This window comes from Phyllobacterium endophyticum, assembly GCF_003010935.1.
In the GTDB taxonomy this organism is placed as follows: Bacteria; Pseudomonadota; Alphaproteobacteria; order Rhizobiales; family Rhizobiaceae; genus Phyllobacterium; species Phyllobacterium endophyticum.
Genome location: NZ_PGGN01000001.1, coordinates 1,378,861 through 1,393,840, shown reverse-complemented (window position 1 = coordinate 1,393,840; position 14,980 = coordinate 1,378,861). Strand labels below are relative to the sequence as shown.

Annotated in this window: 15 protein-coding genes; 3 read left to right on the top strand and 12 right to left on the bottom strand. The window is 56.2% G+C overall.

Annotated elements, in window-relative coordinates; all coding sequences use genetic code 11:
• Positions 1–10: 10 nt before the first annotated feature.
• Entirely contained in the window at positions 11–856 is an 846-nt protein-coding gene (gene coxB / locus CU100_RS06565) for a cytochrome c oxidase subunit II (RefSeq protein WP_106716042.1), read from the bottom strand.
• A gap of 431 nt (positions 857–1,287) precedes the next feature.
• Between coxB and CU100_RS06560 the strand changes: the two genes are divergently transcribed.
• Both CU100_RS06560 and tldD read left to right on the top strand, forming a co-directional pair.
• Complete coding sequence (locus CU100_RS06560) at positions 1,288–1,755, top strand: invasion associated locus B family protein (protein ID WP_407070312.1); 468 nt, start codon at positions 1,288–1,290, stop codon at positions 1,753–1,755.
• An 82-nt stretch (positions 1,756–1,837) separates the two neighbouring features.
• Positions 1,838–3,250: a metalloprotease TldD gene (gene tldD, locus CU100_RS06555; RefSeq protein ID WP_106715664.1), complete on the top strand. Its 1,413-nt coding sequence runs from the start codon at positions 1,838–1,840 to the stop codon at positions 3,248–3,250.
• Here tldD and CU100_RS06550 read toward each other — a convergent pair whose 3' ends face one another.
• From CU100_RS06550 to aroC, 9 genes are all read right to left on the bottom strand, one after another.
• Entirely contained in the window at positions 3,251–4,480 is a 1,230-nt protein-coding gene (locus tag CU100_RS06550) for a class I SAM-dependent RNA methyltransferase (protein ID WP_106715663.1), read from the bottom strand.
• A 12-nt stretch (positions 4,481–4,492) separates the two neighbouring features.
• Positions 4,493–5,230, bottom strand: coding sequence for a TlyA family RNA methyltransferase (locus CU100_RS06545; RefSeq protein ID WP_106715662.1), 738 nt, complete (start codon positions 5,228–5,230; stop codon positions 4,493–4,495).
• Between the two features lie 9 nt (positions 5,231–5,239).
• The gene (gene dxs / locus CU100_RS06540) at positions 5,240–7,159 is read right to left on the bottom strand and encodes a 1-deoxy-D-xylulose-5-phosphate synthase (RefSeq protein WP_106715661.1); all 1,920 of its coding nucleotides are present in this window, start codon (positions 7,157–7,159) and stop codon (positions 5,240–5,242) included.
• A 75-nt stretch (positions 7,160–7,234) separates the two neighbouring features.
• On the bottom strand, positions 7,235–8,173 hold the full coding sequence (locus CU100_RS06535; RefSeq protein WP_106715660.1) for a pirin family protein: 939 nt from the start codon (positions 8,171–8,173) through the stop codon (positions 7,235–7,237).
• 70 nt (positions 8,174–8,243) lie between these two features.
• Entirely contained in the window at positions 8,244–8,498 is a 255-nt protein-coding gene (locus CU100_RS06530) for an exodeoxyribonuclease VII small subunit (RefSeq protein ID WP_106715659.1), read from the bottom strand.
• A gap of 3 nt (positions 8,499–8,501) precedes the next feature.
• A complete protein-coding gene (locus tag CU100_RS06525; protein WP_106715658.1) occupies positions 8,502–9,428 on the bottom strand; it encodes a histone deacetylase family protein in 927 nt (308 codons plus the stop codon).
• A gap of 106 nt (positions 9,429–9,534) precedes the next feature.
• Complete coding sequence (locus tag CU100_RS06520) at positions 9,535–10,818, bottom strand: cystathionine gamma-synthase family protein (protein WP_106715657.1); 1,284 nt, start codon at positions 10,816–10,818, stop codon at positions 9,535–9,537.
• A 104-nt stretch (positions 10,819–10,922) separates the two neighbouring features.
• On the bottom strand, positions 10,923–12,026 hold the full coding sequence (gene ribB, locus CU100_RS06515) for a 3,4-dihydroxy-2-butanone-4-phosphate synthase (RefSeq protein WP_106715656.1): 1,104 nt from the start codon (positions 12,024–12,026) through the stop codon (positions 10,923–10,925).
• Between the two features lie 16 nt (positions 12,027–12,042).
• Complete coding sequence (gene aroC, locus CU100_RS06510; RefSeq protein WP_106715655.1) at positions 12,043–13,137, bottom strand: chorismate synthase; 1,095 nt, start codon at positions 13,135–13,137, stop codon at positions 12,043–12,045.
• Between the two features lie 168 nt (positions 13,138–13,305).
• On the opposite strand from aroC, the gene CU100_RS06505 reads away from it, so the two are divergent.
• Entirely contained in the window at positions 13,306–13,560 is a 255-nt protein-coding gene (locus CU100_RS06505; RefSeq protein ID WP_106715654.1) for a DUF1344 domain-containing protein, read from the top strand.
• On the opposite strand, the gene CU100_RS06500 is transcribed toward CU100_RS06505, so the two are convergent.
• A complete protein-coding gene (locus CU100_RS06500; protein ID WP_407070298.1) occupies positions 13,561–14,190 on the bottom strand; it encodes a histidine phosphatase family protein in 630 nt (209 codons plus the stop codon). It abuts the gene before it with no gap.
• Positions 14,159–14,977 carry an enoyl-ACP reductase FabI gene (gene fabI / locus CU100_RS06495; protein WP_106715653.1) on the bottom strand — a complete coding sequence of 273 codons (819 nt, stop codon included), beginning with the start codon at positions 14,975–14,977 and terminating at the stop codon, positions 14,159–14,161. The genes CU100_RS06500 and fabI overlap by 32 nt, the downstream gene beginning before the upstream one ends.
• Between the last annotated feature and the right edge of the window lie 3 nt (positions 14,978–14,980).

Here is a 14,980-nt window from a genome sequence, read left to right as displayed (position 1 = left end):
GTGAAGCGGCTTAGTTGCCAGCTACGCTTACATTCTTGTCTGCGTCGATCGCCGCGGCCAGTGTCTTGTACGCGCCAGGAAGGTCTTTCCCCGCAGCTGTGAACCATGCGTCGTACTTATCCTGGGAAACGACGTGGATGGCGATCGGCATGAAGGCATGATCCTTGCCGCATATCTGCGAACACTGACCGTAATACATGCCTTCCTTGTCCGCCTTGAACCATGTCTCATTGCTGCGGCCGGCAACTGCATCCATCTTCACGCCGAAAGCAGGCATGGAGAACGAGTGGATGACATCTGCGCCAGTCACCAGCAGCCGCACAGTCGTGTTAACTGGAACAACCATTTCATTGTCGACGGCCAACAGACGCGGATAGGCCTTTTTGTCTTCCTTCCCCGTCGCCGCGCGATCGGTCTCCTTCAACATGACGGAGTCGAACGACACGGGAGCCTCGCCAGCCTGATATTCGTAACCCCAATACCACTGATAGCCAGTTGCCTTGATCGTGAGCTTCGGGTCTTCAGGCGAATATTGAGCCGTCAGCAACTGAAAGGACGGGATCGCGAGAAATAAAAGGACGACGACAGGACCTACCGTCCAGATAATCTCAACCGCCGTATTGTGACTTGTCTTTGACGGAACCGGATTCGCGCTGGCGCGATAGCGGAACATAACCCAAGCAAGCAGAACCATCACAAAGAGCGTAATCGGAACGATAAACCACAGCGTGTAGCGCTCGAACCAGATGATTTGCTCCATGATTGCCGAAGCTGCTGGCTGGAACGTCATCTGCCAAGGCTCCGGCTGCGCTGCATGAGCGGTTCCGGCACTCAACAGGCCACTCAGGACACCCATCAGTGTGACAATATTCTTCTTCACCTAGAAATCTCCCGAATGAAGCATTGATTCCATACACTAGGACCGGGCAGCATGTTGGCCCGGTATATGCCGCGTTCAAACCACACATTAGCTTACATCGCAAGGAAGGCGAACGTGATCTCATGCGGCATTTTTGCGCGCGGGTTTTCTGCTGGCGGCCCCTAACTGCCCGAACACACAGTTTTTTCTTTTCTTGCAGGCATTTTGCGGTGCGACGGCCCATCTGGCTCACAATCCGGCCATTTTTCGGCTACACGACATCTTGCCGGGCCCGCTATGCTGGGGAGCATTCGCGCGGCATTCTTTCCATCCCGGGCGCAGCAGTCTAACGTCTGGATGATTCGTTTGGAGCCTACATGTTCTCTTTCGCGCTACGTAGCATCGCCGCCGGTCTGCTTGCCCTGTCAATGGCTGTTGTTGCGGGTGCCGCAATGGCGGCCCAGCAAAGCGGCACGGTGAAATCCACTCATGGGGCTTGGTCGATCCTTTGCGACACGCCGGCAGGCGCGAAATCGGAACAATGCGCGCTGATTCAGAACGTCGTTGCGGCGGATCGTCCGGAAATGGGCCTCTCCGTGGTTGTATTGAAGACTGCGGACAACAAGGCGAAAATCTTGCGTGTCCTTGCTCCTCTCGGTGTGCTCCTGCCCAATGGCCTTGGACTCAATGTGGACGGCAAAGATATTGGCCGCGCCTATTTCGTTCGCTGCTTTGAAGATGGTTGCTATGCCGAGGTTATTCTGGAGGATCAGCTAGTCCAGACGTTGAAGACCGGCAAGGCTGCGACATTCATCGTCTTCCAGACACCGGAAGAAGGTATCGGCATTCCGGTAGAACTCAACGGATTTGGCGAGGGCTTCGACGCTCTCCCGTGATTTTCAAACAAGATTGCGGTTGTCGTAGGCGTCTGGAAGGCCTACATCCGGTTCATACGATATAGTTGAACCGGACCCATCCATGAAAAGCCTCATCGACAGTTTTGACGCGCCCCGCGAAAAAGTCCTCGAAACCGTCCAGCGAAGCCTTGACGGGGCTGACGACGGCGAACTCTTCATTGAGTACAGGGAGTCAGAGGGACTTGCCTTCGACAATGGCCGTCTAAAAAACGGTTCATTCAATCAGGATCAGGGTTTTGGCCTGCGTGCTGTCGCCGGCGATTCGGTGGGATACGCTCACGCAGGTGAGTTGTCGCTCGGCGCGCTGAAGCGTGCTTCGGATGCGGCTTCAGCTGTACGAAGCGGATATGCCGGAACTTATACTGCGGCTCCTCCCGGAACCAATCGCAGCCTTTACAGCGACGAAAATCCACTTGGCTCGCCAAGTTTCGAGGCGAAGGTAAAACTTCTTCAGGAGATCGATGCCTATCTCCGGGCAAAGGATGCGAAGGTGCGGCAGGTTTCCGTTTCGCTCGCAGCTTCCTGGCAGCAGGTAGAAATCCTGCGTGCAGACGGGCACTTCGTGCGTGACGTTCGCCCCATGGTGCGCCTTAATGTATCCGTTGTGGTCGGCGATGGCGAGCGGCAGGAAAGTGGCACTTACGGAGCGGGTGGTCGCAAGGGCTTTGGCGAATTTATCGTCGCAGATAAGTGGCAATACGCTGCCGATGAGGCGTTGCGTCAGGCCTTGGTCAATCTAGAGGCCATACCCGCACCGGCTGGTACATTCGACATCGTGCTTTCCAGCGGCTGGCCGGGCGTGATGCTTCACGAGGCGGTAGGTCACGGTTTGGAAGGCGATTTCAACCGTAAGAAAACGTCGGCTTTTGCAGGATTGCTTGGCCAGAAGGTCGCATCGAAGGGCGTGACTGTCGTCGACGACGGCACAATCTCCGAACGGCGTGGCTCGCTTACTGTCGACGACGAAGGCATGCCGACCAACAAGACTGTCTTGATCGATGACGGCATTCTTGTTGGCTATATGCAGGATCGGCAAAACGCGCGACTTATGGGAATGGAACCCACCGGCAACGGGCGTCGCGAATCCTATGCACATGCGCCGATGCCTCGCATGACGAACACGTATATGCTTGGGGGGGATAAGACCCCGGAAGAAATCATCGCCTCTGTCAAGAACGGCATCTATGCCGTTTCTTTCGGTGGCGGACAAGTGGACATCACCTCCGGCAAATTCGTGTTTGGCTGTACCGAGGCGTACATGATCGAGAACGGCAAGCTCGGCGCACCCGTCAAGGGCGCGATGCTGATCGGTAATGGACCCGATGCGATGCAACGTATTTCCATGATCGGCAATGACCTGCAACTTGATACGGGTATCGGCAATTGCGGCAAGGGCGGCCAATGGGTTCCGGTTGGCGTCGGTCAGCCGCATTTGCGTATGGATCAGATGACCGTAGGCGGTACGGCAGTTTGATTACTTCTTGCTGAGCAGTGCTACGGCTTCGACGTGCGATGACCATAGAAATTGGTCGATTGGTACAACGCGGTCAATTCTGTATCCACCCTTGACGAGGATGCTCAAGTCGCGGCCGAGTGTGACGGGGTTGCACGATATGGCAACCACTTTCGGTATCGTGGATTTAGCGATCTCCATTGCCTGCGCTTCCGCGCCCGCACGAGGCGGATCGAATACGAGGCCGGAATAAGGCTTCAACTCCCGTGCCAAAAATGGCCGCCTGAACAAGTCACGGCGCTCCACCGTAACGGGTTTCAGACCCTGGACATAACGGATGCTACGGTCCATCGCATCAACGGATGGCTGCTCGCCCTCAACAGCATGTACCGCCGAATTCTCCGCCATTCTGAATGTAAAGGTGCCTGAGCCACTAAAAAGATCGATCGTCCTTTTGACCTTGGCCAGATGAGCAGTCACCAACTCAGACATGGCCAATTCGGCTTGCATCGTCGCCTGGAGAAAACCTCCGGCGGGCAGAAACACCGGAACTTTGCCGAATTGGACGATGGGCTTTCGCGGCTCCACGATGATTTCGCCTTCAAAGCTCAGCCTGGCAAAATCCTTCTTGATAACCAATGCCGTTAGAGCCTGGCGCTTCGCGGCGTCGGGCGCGCCGCACCCCGTGGCCATGATATCCAGACCTGAAGCCGTCGACGTCACTGTCAGCTTGAAGGCTTTCATACCGCCACCAAGTACAGCAACCACCTCGCGTAGATCATCAAGACGCGAAACGATCTCGGGCACCGTTACCGAACATTCGACGATATCGATTAGTTCGTGACTGAGATGTCTGTTGAAACCGAAAACGGCACCGCGCTCACTCGTGCGGACCGCAAAAACCGCACGGCGCCTCGTCTGCGGCGCACAGGCCACGAGCGGATCGAGAGTGAAATCCAAGCCCCTGGCTGCAAGTGCATCCTGAACGAGCGATCGTTTCCACTTTCTGTAGGCGCCGTCTTGCCAGTGCTGCAGGGTGCAACTGCCGCACTCTTCAAAGTGCCTGCATGCGGGTGCGATGCGCTCAGGCGAAGGTTCCAGCAGCGCCATTAGTGTGGCGCGCCCATTTTCCAGTGCCACATTGGCGACCTCGCCAGGCAACGAAAACGGCACATAGGCGCTTCCTGTCGAAGTAATGGCAATGCCGTCACCGCCGGCGCCCATCCGTTCGATTGTTACGCGCGTACTCATAGAATTGTCTTCTCAATCTCGGCTTTTCAAGCCAGCCAGCAGAAATTCGCGATTGCCATCGCCGCCCTCGATGGGCGAAGGGCACTGCCCGAGGGCTTTCCAGCCCGGCAATCCATCCAGCCAGTTCCTTAGATCATTTACGACACGTTCGCCATCCTTTGGATCGCGCAAAATGCCTCCCTTGCCGATTGCTTCGCGTCCCGCCTCAAATTGCGGCTTCACCAGAAGTACACAGTGACTGCCCGGCCTTGCCAGATCTAACGCGGGTGGCAACGCGAGTTTCAGTGAAATAAAGCTAACGTCGGATACGACAAGATCTATCGCGCGACCTCCAAGATGCTCCCGAAGGAGTTCCCGCGCATTCAACATTTCGAGGTTGGTGACGTGGATGTCGGCCCTCAGGCTCTCATGCAGCTGACCATGGCCAACATCTACCGCAAACACGTGATCCACACCACGTTCGAGTAGAACCTGTGTGAACCCACCTGTCGACGCACCGATGTCAAGGGCCACCCTTCCTTTGACGTTGATGGAGAAAGTATCGAGGCCCGCAATAAGCTTGAGCGCCGCGCGAGATACATAGGTGCTGGCCGGGTCATCAACGCTGATTGCGACGGTCCCGCCGAATGTCGCACCGGGTTTGGTGATCACAGCACCGTCGACCTGCACAGTACCGCGCATAATGGCGTCCCGTGCTCGCGAGCGGCTGGCAAAAAGCCCCTTTGCCACCAGAAGCTGATCAAGGCGCATCAACCTGTCTTACGCACGGGCGGGAGCGGCCATATGGTGGCGTCCGAGCGCGGCAAATACTGCTTGGACGATGCCGACGCTATCGAGACCCGCACACGCGTAGAGATTTTCCGGTTTGGCATGATCGAGATAGAGGTCCGGCAGGACAAGCGTGCGGACACGAAGGCCATTGTCTAACAATCCGTCGCGGCTCAAAAAATGCAGAACGTGCGATGCAAAGCCGCCGACTGCGCCTTCCTCTACTGTAACCAGGACCTCGTGCTCCCGGGCAAGGCGACGGATCAAACCCTCGTCGAGAGGCTTGGCGAATCGAGCGTCGGCTACGGTTGTCGATAGTCCCGAGGCATCTAGCTCATCCGCTGCGGCCAGACACTCTTGCATGCGGGTTCCAAACGAGAGGAGGGCGATCTTCGATCCTTCGCGCACAATTCGGCCCCGGCCGATCTCTAGCACCTGCCCCCGCTCGGGCAGATCGACACCAACACCGTCCCCGCGCGGATAACGAAAGGAAATCGGACCCTCGTTATACTCTGCTGCCGTACGCACCATGTGGCGCAATTCGGCCTCGTCGGACGCGGCCATCACGACGAAGCCGGGCAATGCCGCAAGGAAGCCCGTGTCGAATGATCCTGCATGGGTTGCGCCGTCAGCGCCGACCAGCCCGGCCCTATCTATAGGAAACCGTACCGGCAAGTTTTGCAACGAGACATCATGCACCACCTGGTCATAGCCACGCTGCAGAAAGGTCGAATAAATTGCGGCAAAAGGCTTATAGCCTTCACTCGCCAGACCGGCCGCGAACGTTACTGCGTGCTGTTCCGCGATACCAACATCGAAAGTACGCCCGGGGAACGCCTCGCCAAAGAGGTCTAGTCCGGTTCCGCCCGGCATAGCCGCTGTTATTGCAACGATCCTATCGTCGTGCCGCGCCTCCTCGATCAGGCTGGTAGCAAAAACCTTTGTATAGCTTGGCGCATTGGCGGGGGGCTTCGCCTGAGCGCCCGTAATGACGTCAAACTTGTTGACGCCATGATACTTATCCGCAGCCGCCTCGGCCGGTGCATAGCCTTTGCCCTTTTGTGTAACGACATGGATCAAGACCGGGCCATCCATCGTGTCGCGGACATTCTTCAGCACCGGAAGAAGATGATCGAGATTGTGACCGTCGATCGGCCCGACATAGTAGAAGCCGAGCTCTTCGAACAGGGTTCCGCCCGTCCAGAAGCCACGCGCATACTCTTCCGAAAGGCGCGCCTTTTCCTGCAGGAATTTGGGAAGTTTCCTGGCTAGCTGCTTGGCAGTTTCGCGGAAGGAACGATAAGCGCGGCCCGAGACGAGGCGTGCCAGGTACGCGCTCATTGCACCTGCAGGCGGCGCAATCGACATATCATTGTCGTTGAGAACAACGATCAGCCGCGCGTCGAGCGCCCCGGCATTATTCATAGCCTCGTAGGCCATGCCCGCGGACATCGCGCCGTCGCCGATAACCGAAATCACATTGCGCTTAGTGCCGGACAAATCGCTGGCCACTGCCATTCCAAGTCCTGCGGAGATGGACGTGGATGAATGCGCAGCGCCGAAGGGATCGTACTCGCTTTCACTGCGCTTGGTAAATCCGGAAAGGCCTCCCTCCTGCCGAAGCGTGCGGATACGGTCCCGCCGTCCCGTCAAAATCTTGTGCGGATAGGCCTGATGCCCGACATCCCAGATTATACGGTCGTGCGGCGTATCAAAGACATGGTGGAGTGCAACTGTCAGTTCGACGACACCCAGGCCCGCGCCAAGGTGCCCTCCTGTGGTAGACACCGCGTCGATCAGCTCTGTGCGGAGTTCCTGCGCCAATTGTGGCAGTTCCGACTCTGGCAATCGGCGTAAATCCAGAGGAACTTTAACGCGGTCCAGCAGGGGTGTTTCGAAGTTTTTGGCCAAAGCGCAGGTTCCGGTTACAAGCTCAATTGCTGCCGTTCCCTAAAGGAAAACCCGCCGACCGGCAAGGAGCGGTGTTTATTGCTCCATGGGTCGGTTTTCAGGCAACGGTATGAATTCTTCCTCGTCGCCAGGAACGATATCGAAACGACCTGTTCGCCATTCTTCTTTTGCCTGCTCGATCCGCTCGTGGGATGAAGACACAAAATTCCACCAGATGTAGCGTTTGGACGGTAGAGCAGCGCCTCCAAACAACATGAAATGGGCTCCTTGTGGAGCACGCACGATGATCTCGTCGCCAGGGCGGAACACCAATAAACGGTCTGCGGCAAAGGATTGCCCTGCCACTTCCACCGAACCGTCCAGCGTATAGATTGCCCGCTCTTCGGCAATGTTGCCTGGCAATTGGATGTGGCTCCCGGGATCGAGACGAATGTCCACGTAAAGTGTTTCGGCGTGCTGTTTGACTGGCGAACCTGCGCCGTGGAAGCGGCCCATGACGATACGTGCTTCCATACCTTGTTCGCGCAGCATCGGCAGTTCACTCACTCCTGTATTGGCAAAGGCGGGATCAATCTCCTCAAGATGATCTGGCAGCGCCAGCCAGGTCTGTAGCCCGGAAATGGGCAGTGGCTCTGTCCGCAACTCCTCCGGCGATCGTTCCGAATGAACGATTCCCCGCCCTGCAGTCATCAGATTGACGTCACCCGGTTTGATGACCATCTCCGTGCCGAGGCTGTCGCGGTGGCGTATGTTCCCATCGAAAAGATAGGTTACAGTCGACAGACCTATATGCGGATGCGGCCGCACGTCGAGAGCATCGGTCGGGCGAAGGATTGCGGGCCCCATCCGGTCGAAGAAAATGAAGGGTCCCACAAGCCGGCGCTTGGCGCTTGGCAAGGCCCGCCGGACCTCAAGTCCACCGATATCGCTGGTGCGCGGTATGATCAGCGTTTCGATTGCGTCGATCGCTGCTATGTCACCTATCTTGGGATCTGGGCAGGGGGAAAAACTCATTCGCGCTACTCCGGATGGGTCAATGTCCTAGCATAACGGTTCGTCACAGCGCTGAACAGCGTGCCCAATTTCATTCGGGATCAAGCGGCTCCGTGCCGACGGGTTCACCGTTCCGGCCAAGACGGATCTTCTGAACCTTGTCCTCAGCAGCACTCAAAAGCATATCGCAATGCTTCTTGAGGGCTTCGCCGCGTTCATATATCCGGATAGACTGTTCCAGCGGGACATCACCACGTTCCAGATCATCAACTATTTTTTCCAGCTGATCGAGAGCCTGTTCGAAGCTCATGGCAGCGATATCGGTATTGTTCTGTACATCGGCCATGCTTCATCCTCCCATCAAGCGTCTGATATGCGCGCCCGCCGAGAGCGACATACCTTTGAGGTCGTAGCCGCCTTCCAGAAGGCTGACAAGGCGGTTTGACGCATAGCTCCCAGCTCTTTCCATCAGGGCGCCAGTCGCCCAGTCGAAATCATCCTCGTTCAGATTTATTTCCGCCAACGGGTCCCGGTGATGGGCATCGAAGCCGGCAGAAATAATAATCAGCTCCGGCCGAAACGCGTCGATAGCGGGCAGGATGCGCGTGTTGAATGCCTCTCTGAAATGGTCGCTACCGGTCTGCGGACTGAGAGGCGCATTGATGATATTGCCAGCGCCCGTCTCGTCTTTGGCTCCGGTGCCGGGATAAAGCGGCATCTGATGCGTCGAGCAATAGAGAACCGACGGGTCCTCCCAAAAGATGTCTTGAGTGCCATTGCCGTGGTGCACATCCCAATCGACGATCGCAACACGTTCAATCCCATGGGCCTTTTGGGCGTGCCTGGCTGCAATTGCGGCGCTGTTGAACAGACAAAAACCCATCGCTTTGTCGCGCTCGGCGTGATGGCCGGGTGGCCGCGAAGCTACGAAAACATTATCTGCGCTGCCGTCGAATACATCGTCCACCGCGGCATTGGCTGCACCAATTGCCGTCAAAGCGGCCTGCCAGCTCTTAGGGCTGACGGTGGTGTCCGAATCGACCCGAGTCATACCTTCCTCGGGGATCATGATGCGCACGCGCTCGCGGAAGGTTTCAGGATGTGCATATAGAATTGTCGACTCGTCGCCCATTGGCGATTGAACTCTGTCCAGCGCGTCGAATGCGCTGTCTTCAAGAACCTTGCTCAATGCCCGCAGTCGATCCGGGCGTTCCGGATGACCAGCCGGGGTCAAATGTTCCAGATAAATCGGGTGCGTATAAAGGCGGGTTACCATGAAGTCTTTCTGTAACAGCAAAACGGCACGAGCATGACAGGTTGTCGGGTGATTTCCTTTAGACAATAGGCAAGTCAGGAGGTTTTACGCCACGTGAACTGACTGTTCAGGCTACACTGAGGGCTTGCGTCAAATCAGCGATCAAATCGTCAGGATGTTCAATGCCGATTGATAGCCTGATGGTTGAATCGAGCACTCCTATGCGCTGGCGCACGTCAACGGGCACACCCGAATGCGTCATCGTTGCCGGATGACTGGCGAGCGATTCGGTGCCTCCGAGGCTTACCGCGAGTTTCAATATCTGCAGCGCGTTCAGGAACTTGAACGCTGCCGGCTGGCCACCCACGATGTCGAAAGAGAATGTCGATCCCGCGCCGGTGCACTGAGCGGCAAATGTTTTCCCAAGGGTAGACAAGGGGTCGTGGTACGGCAGATAGTGTATTTTCTCGACCTTAGGATGATCGCGGAGGAAGTTCGCGATCGCCAAGGCGTTATTGTCGGCCTTTTCCATGCGGATACTGAGCGTCTCGAGCGAACGACCGAGCATCCAGCATGAATGTGGATCGAGCTGTGTACCAATTGCGCCGCGCAGCGCCTTGACCTGTTTCATTACAGCTTTCGAGCCTAGTGCTGCACCGGCAATCAGATCGGAATGGCCACCAACATATTTTGTCAGGGAGTATAGGGAGATATCCGCGCCGTGCTCGATTGGCCGTTGAAACACCGGCCCCAGCAAGGTGTTGTCGCAAGCGATTATCGGTCGGTGCCCCTGCTTTTCTTCAATAGAATTCGCGATACGGCGGATCATTGCCACATCTACAAGGCTGTTTGTCGGATTGGCGGGCGTTTCGATAAGAATAACCGAGACACGGCCCTTTTGCATCGCCTCTTCGGCCGCAGCATGGACGGAGCTTTCGTTTACGCCATCCGCAAAGCCAACGGCAGCGATACCCATATTGAGAAACGTCTTGGCGAGCAGCGTTTCCGTACCGCCATAGAGTGGCTGCGAGTGGAGGATTGAATCCCCCGGACGAACGAATGCAAATAATGTGGTGGCAATCGCCGACATGCCCGATGAAAACACCGCGCAACTTTCCGTACGCTCGTAGACCGCCAGCCTGTCCTCGACTATCTCGCTGTTTGGATGATTGAAACGCGAGTAGACCAGCCCCGCCCCTGTACCTGCAGGCGGCTCGCGCCGTCCGGAAACAAAGTCAAAAAAATCGCGACCTTCTTCCGCTGATTTGAATACGAACGTCGAGGTCAAGAACACAGGTGGTTTAACGGCTCCCTCCGATAGTTCCGGGTCATAGCCGTAGTTCAGCATCAGCGTCTCAGGATGCAGTTCGTGATTGCCGATATGCGTTTTGGAGGGGTGGGGAGCAGTCATGGCGGTCTCCTCGCTGAATGAGCCTTCCGCGAGAATATATTAAATCCGGCGACTGTTCCTTGCTATTTTCAACCAGCCTTCGCAAGAAGATGGAGCGCAGGTCTTCAAATAATGTCGGTTTTTGTGATCTGGATACCAAAGCCTTCAAGCCCGACATAGTGCCGTTCGCGCGACGACAACAGACGGATCGACGTGATACCAAGATCCTTCAATATTTGAGCGCCGAGGCCGATTTGACGCCATTCCTCTTCGCGCACGCGCGCTTCTGCGTGAGCTTCGCGCTCCTGCAGCGCCGCACGGTTGCGGTCATCATCCCGGCCAACACCAACCGATCCTTCGCGCAGATATACGATGACGCCCCGCTTTTCCTCGGCTATGCGTTTCATGATACTGTCGAGCGTGTTGCGGGCGCCGAAGACGTCGCTCAGCACATCCTCACGCTGCAGACGAACCGGAACATCCTCGCCATCTCGGATGTCTCCATAAACGATGGCGGCGTGGTGCATAGGCTCCCAGGGAAGTGCGTAAGTTATGGCCTTTGCCCGACCGGCGCATGTATCGATCTCGTACTCTCCAATCCGCTCGATCAGGGTTTCCTTGCGCTGGCGATATGCGATGAGATCGGCAACTGTCACTTGCTGCAGGTTGTGAGTTTCGGCAAAGCCTGCGACCTGGGGACCACGCATGACCGTCCCGTCGTCATTCACCAACTCGCAAATGACGCCGACTGGCGGCAGCCCTGCGAGCTTGCAAAGGTCCACAGCGGCTTCCGTATGGCCGGAGCGCATCAATACGCCCCCTTCGCGCGCTACCAGCGGAAAGATATGGCCGGGTCGCACGAAATCAACAGCGCCTGCATTTGGATTGGCAAGATTTCTGGCGGTCAATGTGCGATCTTCAGCCGATATCCCGGTCGTGGTGCCGTGTTTGTAGTCGACAGTTACTGTGAATGCAGTGGAGTGGGGAGCATCATTGTCCGCCACCATTGGCGCAAGATTCAAACGTTTGGCATGTTCGCGTGTCATCGGCGTGCAGACAATGCCCGAAGTATGGCGAACGATGAAGGCCATCTTCTCGGGCGTGCAGTGAACTGCCGCGACGATGAGATCGCCCTCGTTCTCCCGGCCATCGTCATCCATGACGACAACGATTTCGCCGCGCTCGAAAGCGCGTAGGGCATCGACGACCCGTTTTTGATTGTAGGCCATATGAGTGTCCCCTCGATTAGATACGGCCAGTCTGGCCGCGATGTCTGAGATAATGATCCGCAATGGCACAGGCAACCATTGCTTCGCCGATCGGCACGGCACGTATACCAACGCAGGGATCATGCCTCCCCCTGGTCATGACCTCGACTTGGTTTCCGTCCGCATCGATGCTGCGACGCGGCGTCAAAATCGATGATGTCGGCTTTACGGCGAAGCGCGCTACAACCGGCGCACCGCTTGAAATGCCGCCCAGGATGCCACCTGCATGATTGGACAGGAAGATTGGCTTGCCGTCGTTGCCCATGCGCATCTCGTCGGCGTTCTCTTCGCCGGTAAGCCTCGCAGTATCAAAACCATCGCCAATCTCTACGCCTTTGACGGCATTGATCGACATCAGATTGCTCGCGATATCCTGATCAAGCTTGCCATATACCGGTGCACCGAGCCCTGCGGGAACGTTTTCCGCCACTACTTCAACAACAGCACCGATGGACGATCCGGCTTTGCGGATGCCATCGAGATAAGAGGCGAAGACATCCACAGACTGGAGATCCGGAGTAAAGAATGGATTGTTGCCCACCTCATCCCAGTCCCAGCGGCTGCGATCGATGGAATGGATGCCCATACCAACCAGTGCGCCACGCACAAGGAGACCGGGCACCACTTTTCGCGCTATCGCACCGGCGGCGACGCGTGCAGCGGTTTCGCGCGCCGACGAGCGGCCACCGCCGCGATAATCGCGAATGCCATACTTCACGTCGTAAGTGTAGTCGGCGTGACCCGGCCGATACTGGCGGGCGATGTCGCCATAGTCCTTTGAGCGCTGATCGGTGTTCTCGATCATCATCGAAATCGGCGTACCCGTCGAAATCATCGTCATGCCGTCGTCCTGCAGCATGAAACCGGACAGAACCTTGACCTGATCCGGTTCGCGGCGCTGCGTTGTATATCTCGACTGACCCGGTTTGCGCTTGTCCAGATAGGACTGGATTTCCGCTTCCGAGAACGAGATGCCGGGAGGGCAACCATCTACGACGCAACCAAGTGCAAGGCCATGGCTTTCACCCCATGTAGTGACGCGAAAAAGATGACCGAACGTATTGTGCGACATGAGGGCTACCTGCTTTTATGAAGGCGTTTTATGAGCGTTTACTCCTGTGGTCAAACCCGCCGTTGAAATTCCTTCTTCCGACACGAAAAAAGCAATTCTTTCGCCACAAATAGACGATCTAACTCCCAAGATCGGTCGCATCCGAGTTTTACAAAGAGGGAAATTATTATGCGCTTCATCGTCGCGGCATTCATGTTCGTTGCCTCCATTCTTCCCGTTGGCGCGCTTGCTGATGATGCACAGGGCACAATCACCAAAATCGATGAAGACAATTCGACAATCACGCTTGATGACGGCAAGGTCTACAAATTACCGGGCGAATTCGATCTGAGCGTCATTGAGCAGGGAATGAAGGTGACGCTGATGTTTGATGTCGTGAACAAGGAGCGCTTCATCACCGACATCGAGGAGACGACTGAATAGCTATACCCAGGTAAGCTGACCGTTCTCCAGACGTAGAATGCGGTCCTGGGTGATGACCAAATTTGCAGCATCGTGTCCGTCGAGCTTGTTCACCATCTGAAAGATTGTTCGTAGGCAACCGCCGTGGCATACGCACACGGTGGGCCCCGTCACTTCCGAGAGCCAGCTTGCGACCCTCACGCCCAACATCGCGTAACTTTCTCCTCCGGGCGGTACGAAGTTCCACTTGTCTCTCGCCCGCTCTTCCACGAGTTCTGGCGTTTTGGCAGCGATATCTTCGATGAAAAGCCCCTGCCAGTCGCCGAAACTCACTTCCATCAACCGACGATCGAGTCGATAGGCCGCTGGATCAAGTCCCATGCGCGTTCTTATGCGCTCCATGGTCTCTCTCGTACGCCGAAGAGGGCTTGCAACAAAATCGAACTCGGCGCCGGCGCCGATCAACGATTTCATCAAGTCGCCATTGCGGTCGGCCTGGGCGCGGCCCCGGGCGTTGATATCAACGTCTGCCTGCCCTTGGATACGCTCCGTCACGTTCCAGTCCGTCTCGCCATGACGCGAAAAATAGATCACCGAGTCAGGCAAAATCACGGGAACTTCAATCCTTGACGACAGAGATATCCGGCGCATCGACCGCTTTCATGCCAACGACGTGATAACCACTATCAGCATGATGTATCTCGCCCGTGACAGAGCGCGACAGGTCGGAGAGAAAATAGAGTCCGGCATCTCCAACTTCTTCTATGGTGACCGTGCGGCGCAAAGGTGCGTTGTATTCGTTCCATTTGAGAATATAGCGGAAGTCACCAATGCCCGATGCTGCAAGCGTCTTGATGGGACCTGCAGATATTGCATTTACCCGAATATTGTCCGGGCCAAGATCGACAGCCAAATATTTGACGCTCGCCTCAAGCGCTGCCTTGGCAACACCCATGACATTATAATTCGGCATGACCTTTTCCGCGCCGTAATATGTCAGCGTCAGGATTGACCCGCCTTCAGTCATTAGTTTTTCCGCCCGCTTCGCCACAGCCGTCAGGGAGAATACGGAAATCAACATTGTTTTGGTAAAGTTGGCTTCCGAAGTATCGACATAGCGGCCAGTAAGTTCGTCCTTGTCGGAAAAACCAATTGCATGCACGAGAAAGTCTATCTTGCCCCAATGAGCTTCGAGATTAGCAAAACACGCGTCAATCGTCGAAGCATCCGAAACATCGCAATGACCGCATAAAAAAGCGCCGAGCTCCTGTGCCAAGGGCTCGACGCGCTTTTTCAACGCGTCACCCTGGTAGGTGAATGCAAGTTCGGCACCAGCATCGTGAGCTGCCTTGGCAATGCCCCAGGCGATCGAACGATTGTTGGCGACACCCATTATGAGCCCGCGTTTACCCTGCATCAAACCAGCTTTGGCGGTCATATA

Coding starts and splice junctions, on each gene's coding strand:
- coxB (WP_106716042.1), bottom strand. CDS start 856: ATGGGTGTCCTGAGTGGCCTGTTGAGTGCCGGAACCGCTCATGCAGCG.
- CU100_RS06560 (WP_407070312.1), top strand. CDS start 1,288: ATGGCTGTTGTTGCGGGTGCCGCAATGGCGGCCCAGCAAAGCGGCACG.
- tldD (WP_106715664.1), top strand. CDS start 1,838: ATGAAAAGCCTCATCGACAGTTTTGACGCGCCCCGCGAAAAAGTCCTC.
- CU100_RS06550 (WP_106715663.1), bottom strand. CDS start 4,480: ATGAGTACGCGCGTAACAATCGAACGGATGGGCGCCGGCGGTGACGGC.
- CU100_RS06545 (WP_106715662.1), bottom strand. CDS start 5,230: ATGCGCCTTGATCAGCTTCTGGTGGCAAAGGGGCTTTTTGCCAGCCGC.
- CU100_RS06535 (WP_106715660.1), bottom strand. CDS start 8,173: ATGAGTTTTTCCCCCTGCCCAGATCCCAAGATAGGTGACATAGCAGCG.
- CU100_RS06530 (WP_106715659.1), bottom strand. CDS start 8,498: ATGGCCGATGTACAGAACAATACCGATATCGCTGCCATGAGCTTCGAA.
- CU100_RS06525 (WP_106715658.1), bottom strand. CDS start 9,428: ATGGTAACCCGCCTTTATACGCACCCGATTTATCTGGAACATTTGACC.
- CU100_RS06520 (WP_106715657.1), bottom strand. CDS start 10,818: ATGACTGCTCCCCACCCCTCCAAAACGCATATCGGCAATCACGAACTG.
- ribB (WP_106715656.1), bottom strand. CDS start 12,026: ATGGCCTACAATCAAAAACGGGTCGTCGATGCCCTACGCGCTTTCGAG.
- aroC (WP_106715655.1), bottom strand. CDS start 13,137: ATGTCGCACAATACGTTCGGTCATCTTTTTCGCGTCACTACATGGGGT.
- CU100_RS06505 (WP_106715654.1), top strand. CDS start 13,306: ATGCGCTTCATCGTCGCGGCATTCATGTTCGTTGCCTCCATTCTTCCC.
- CU100_RS06500 (WP_407070298.1), bottom strand. CDS start 14,190: ATGCGCCGGATATCTCTGTCGTCAAGGATTGAAGTTCCCGTGATTTTG.
- fabI (WP_106715653.1), bottom strand. CDS start 14,977: ATGACCGCCAAAGCTGGTTTGATGCAGGGTAAACGCGGGCTCATAATG.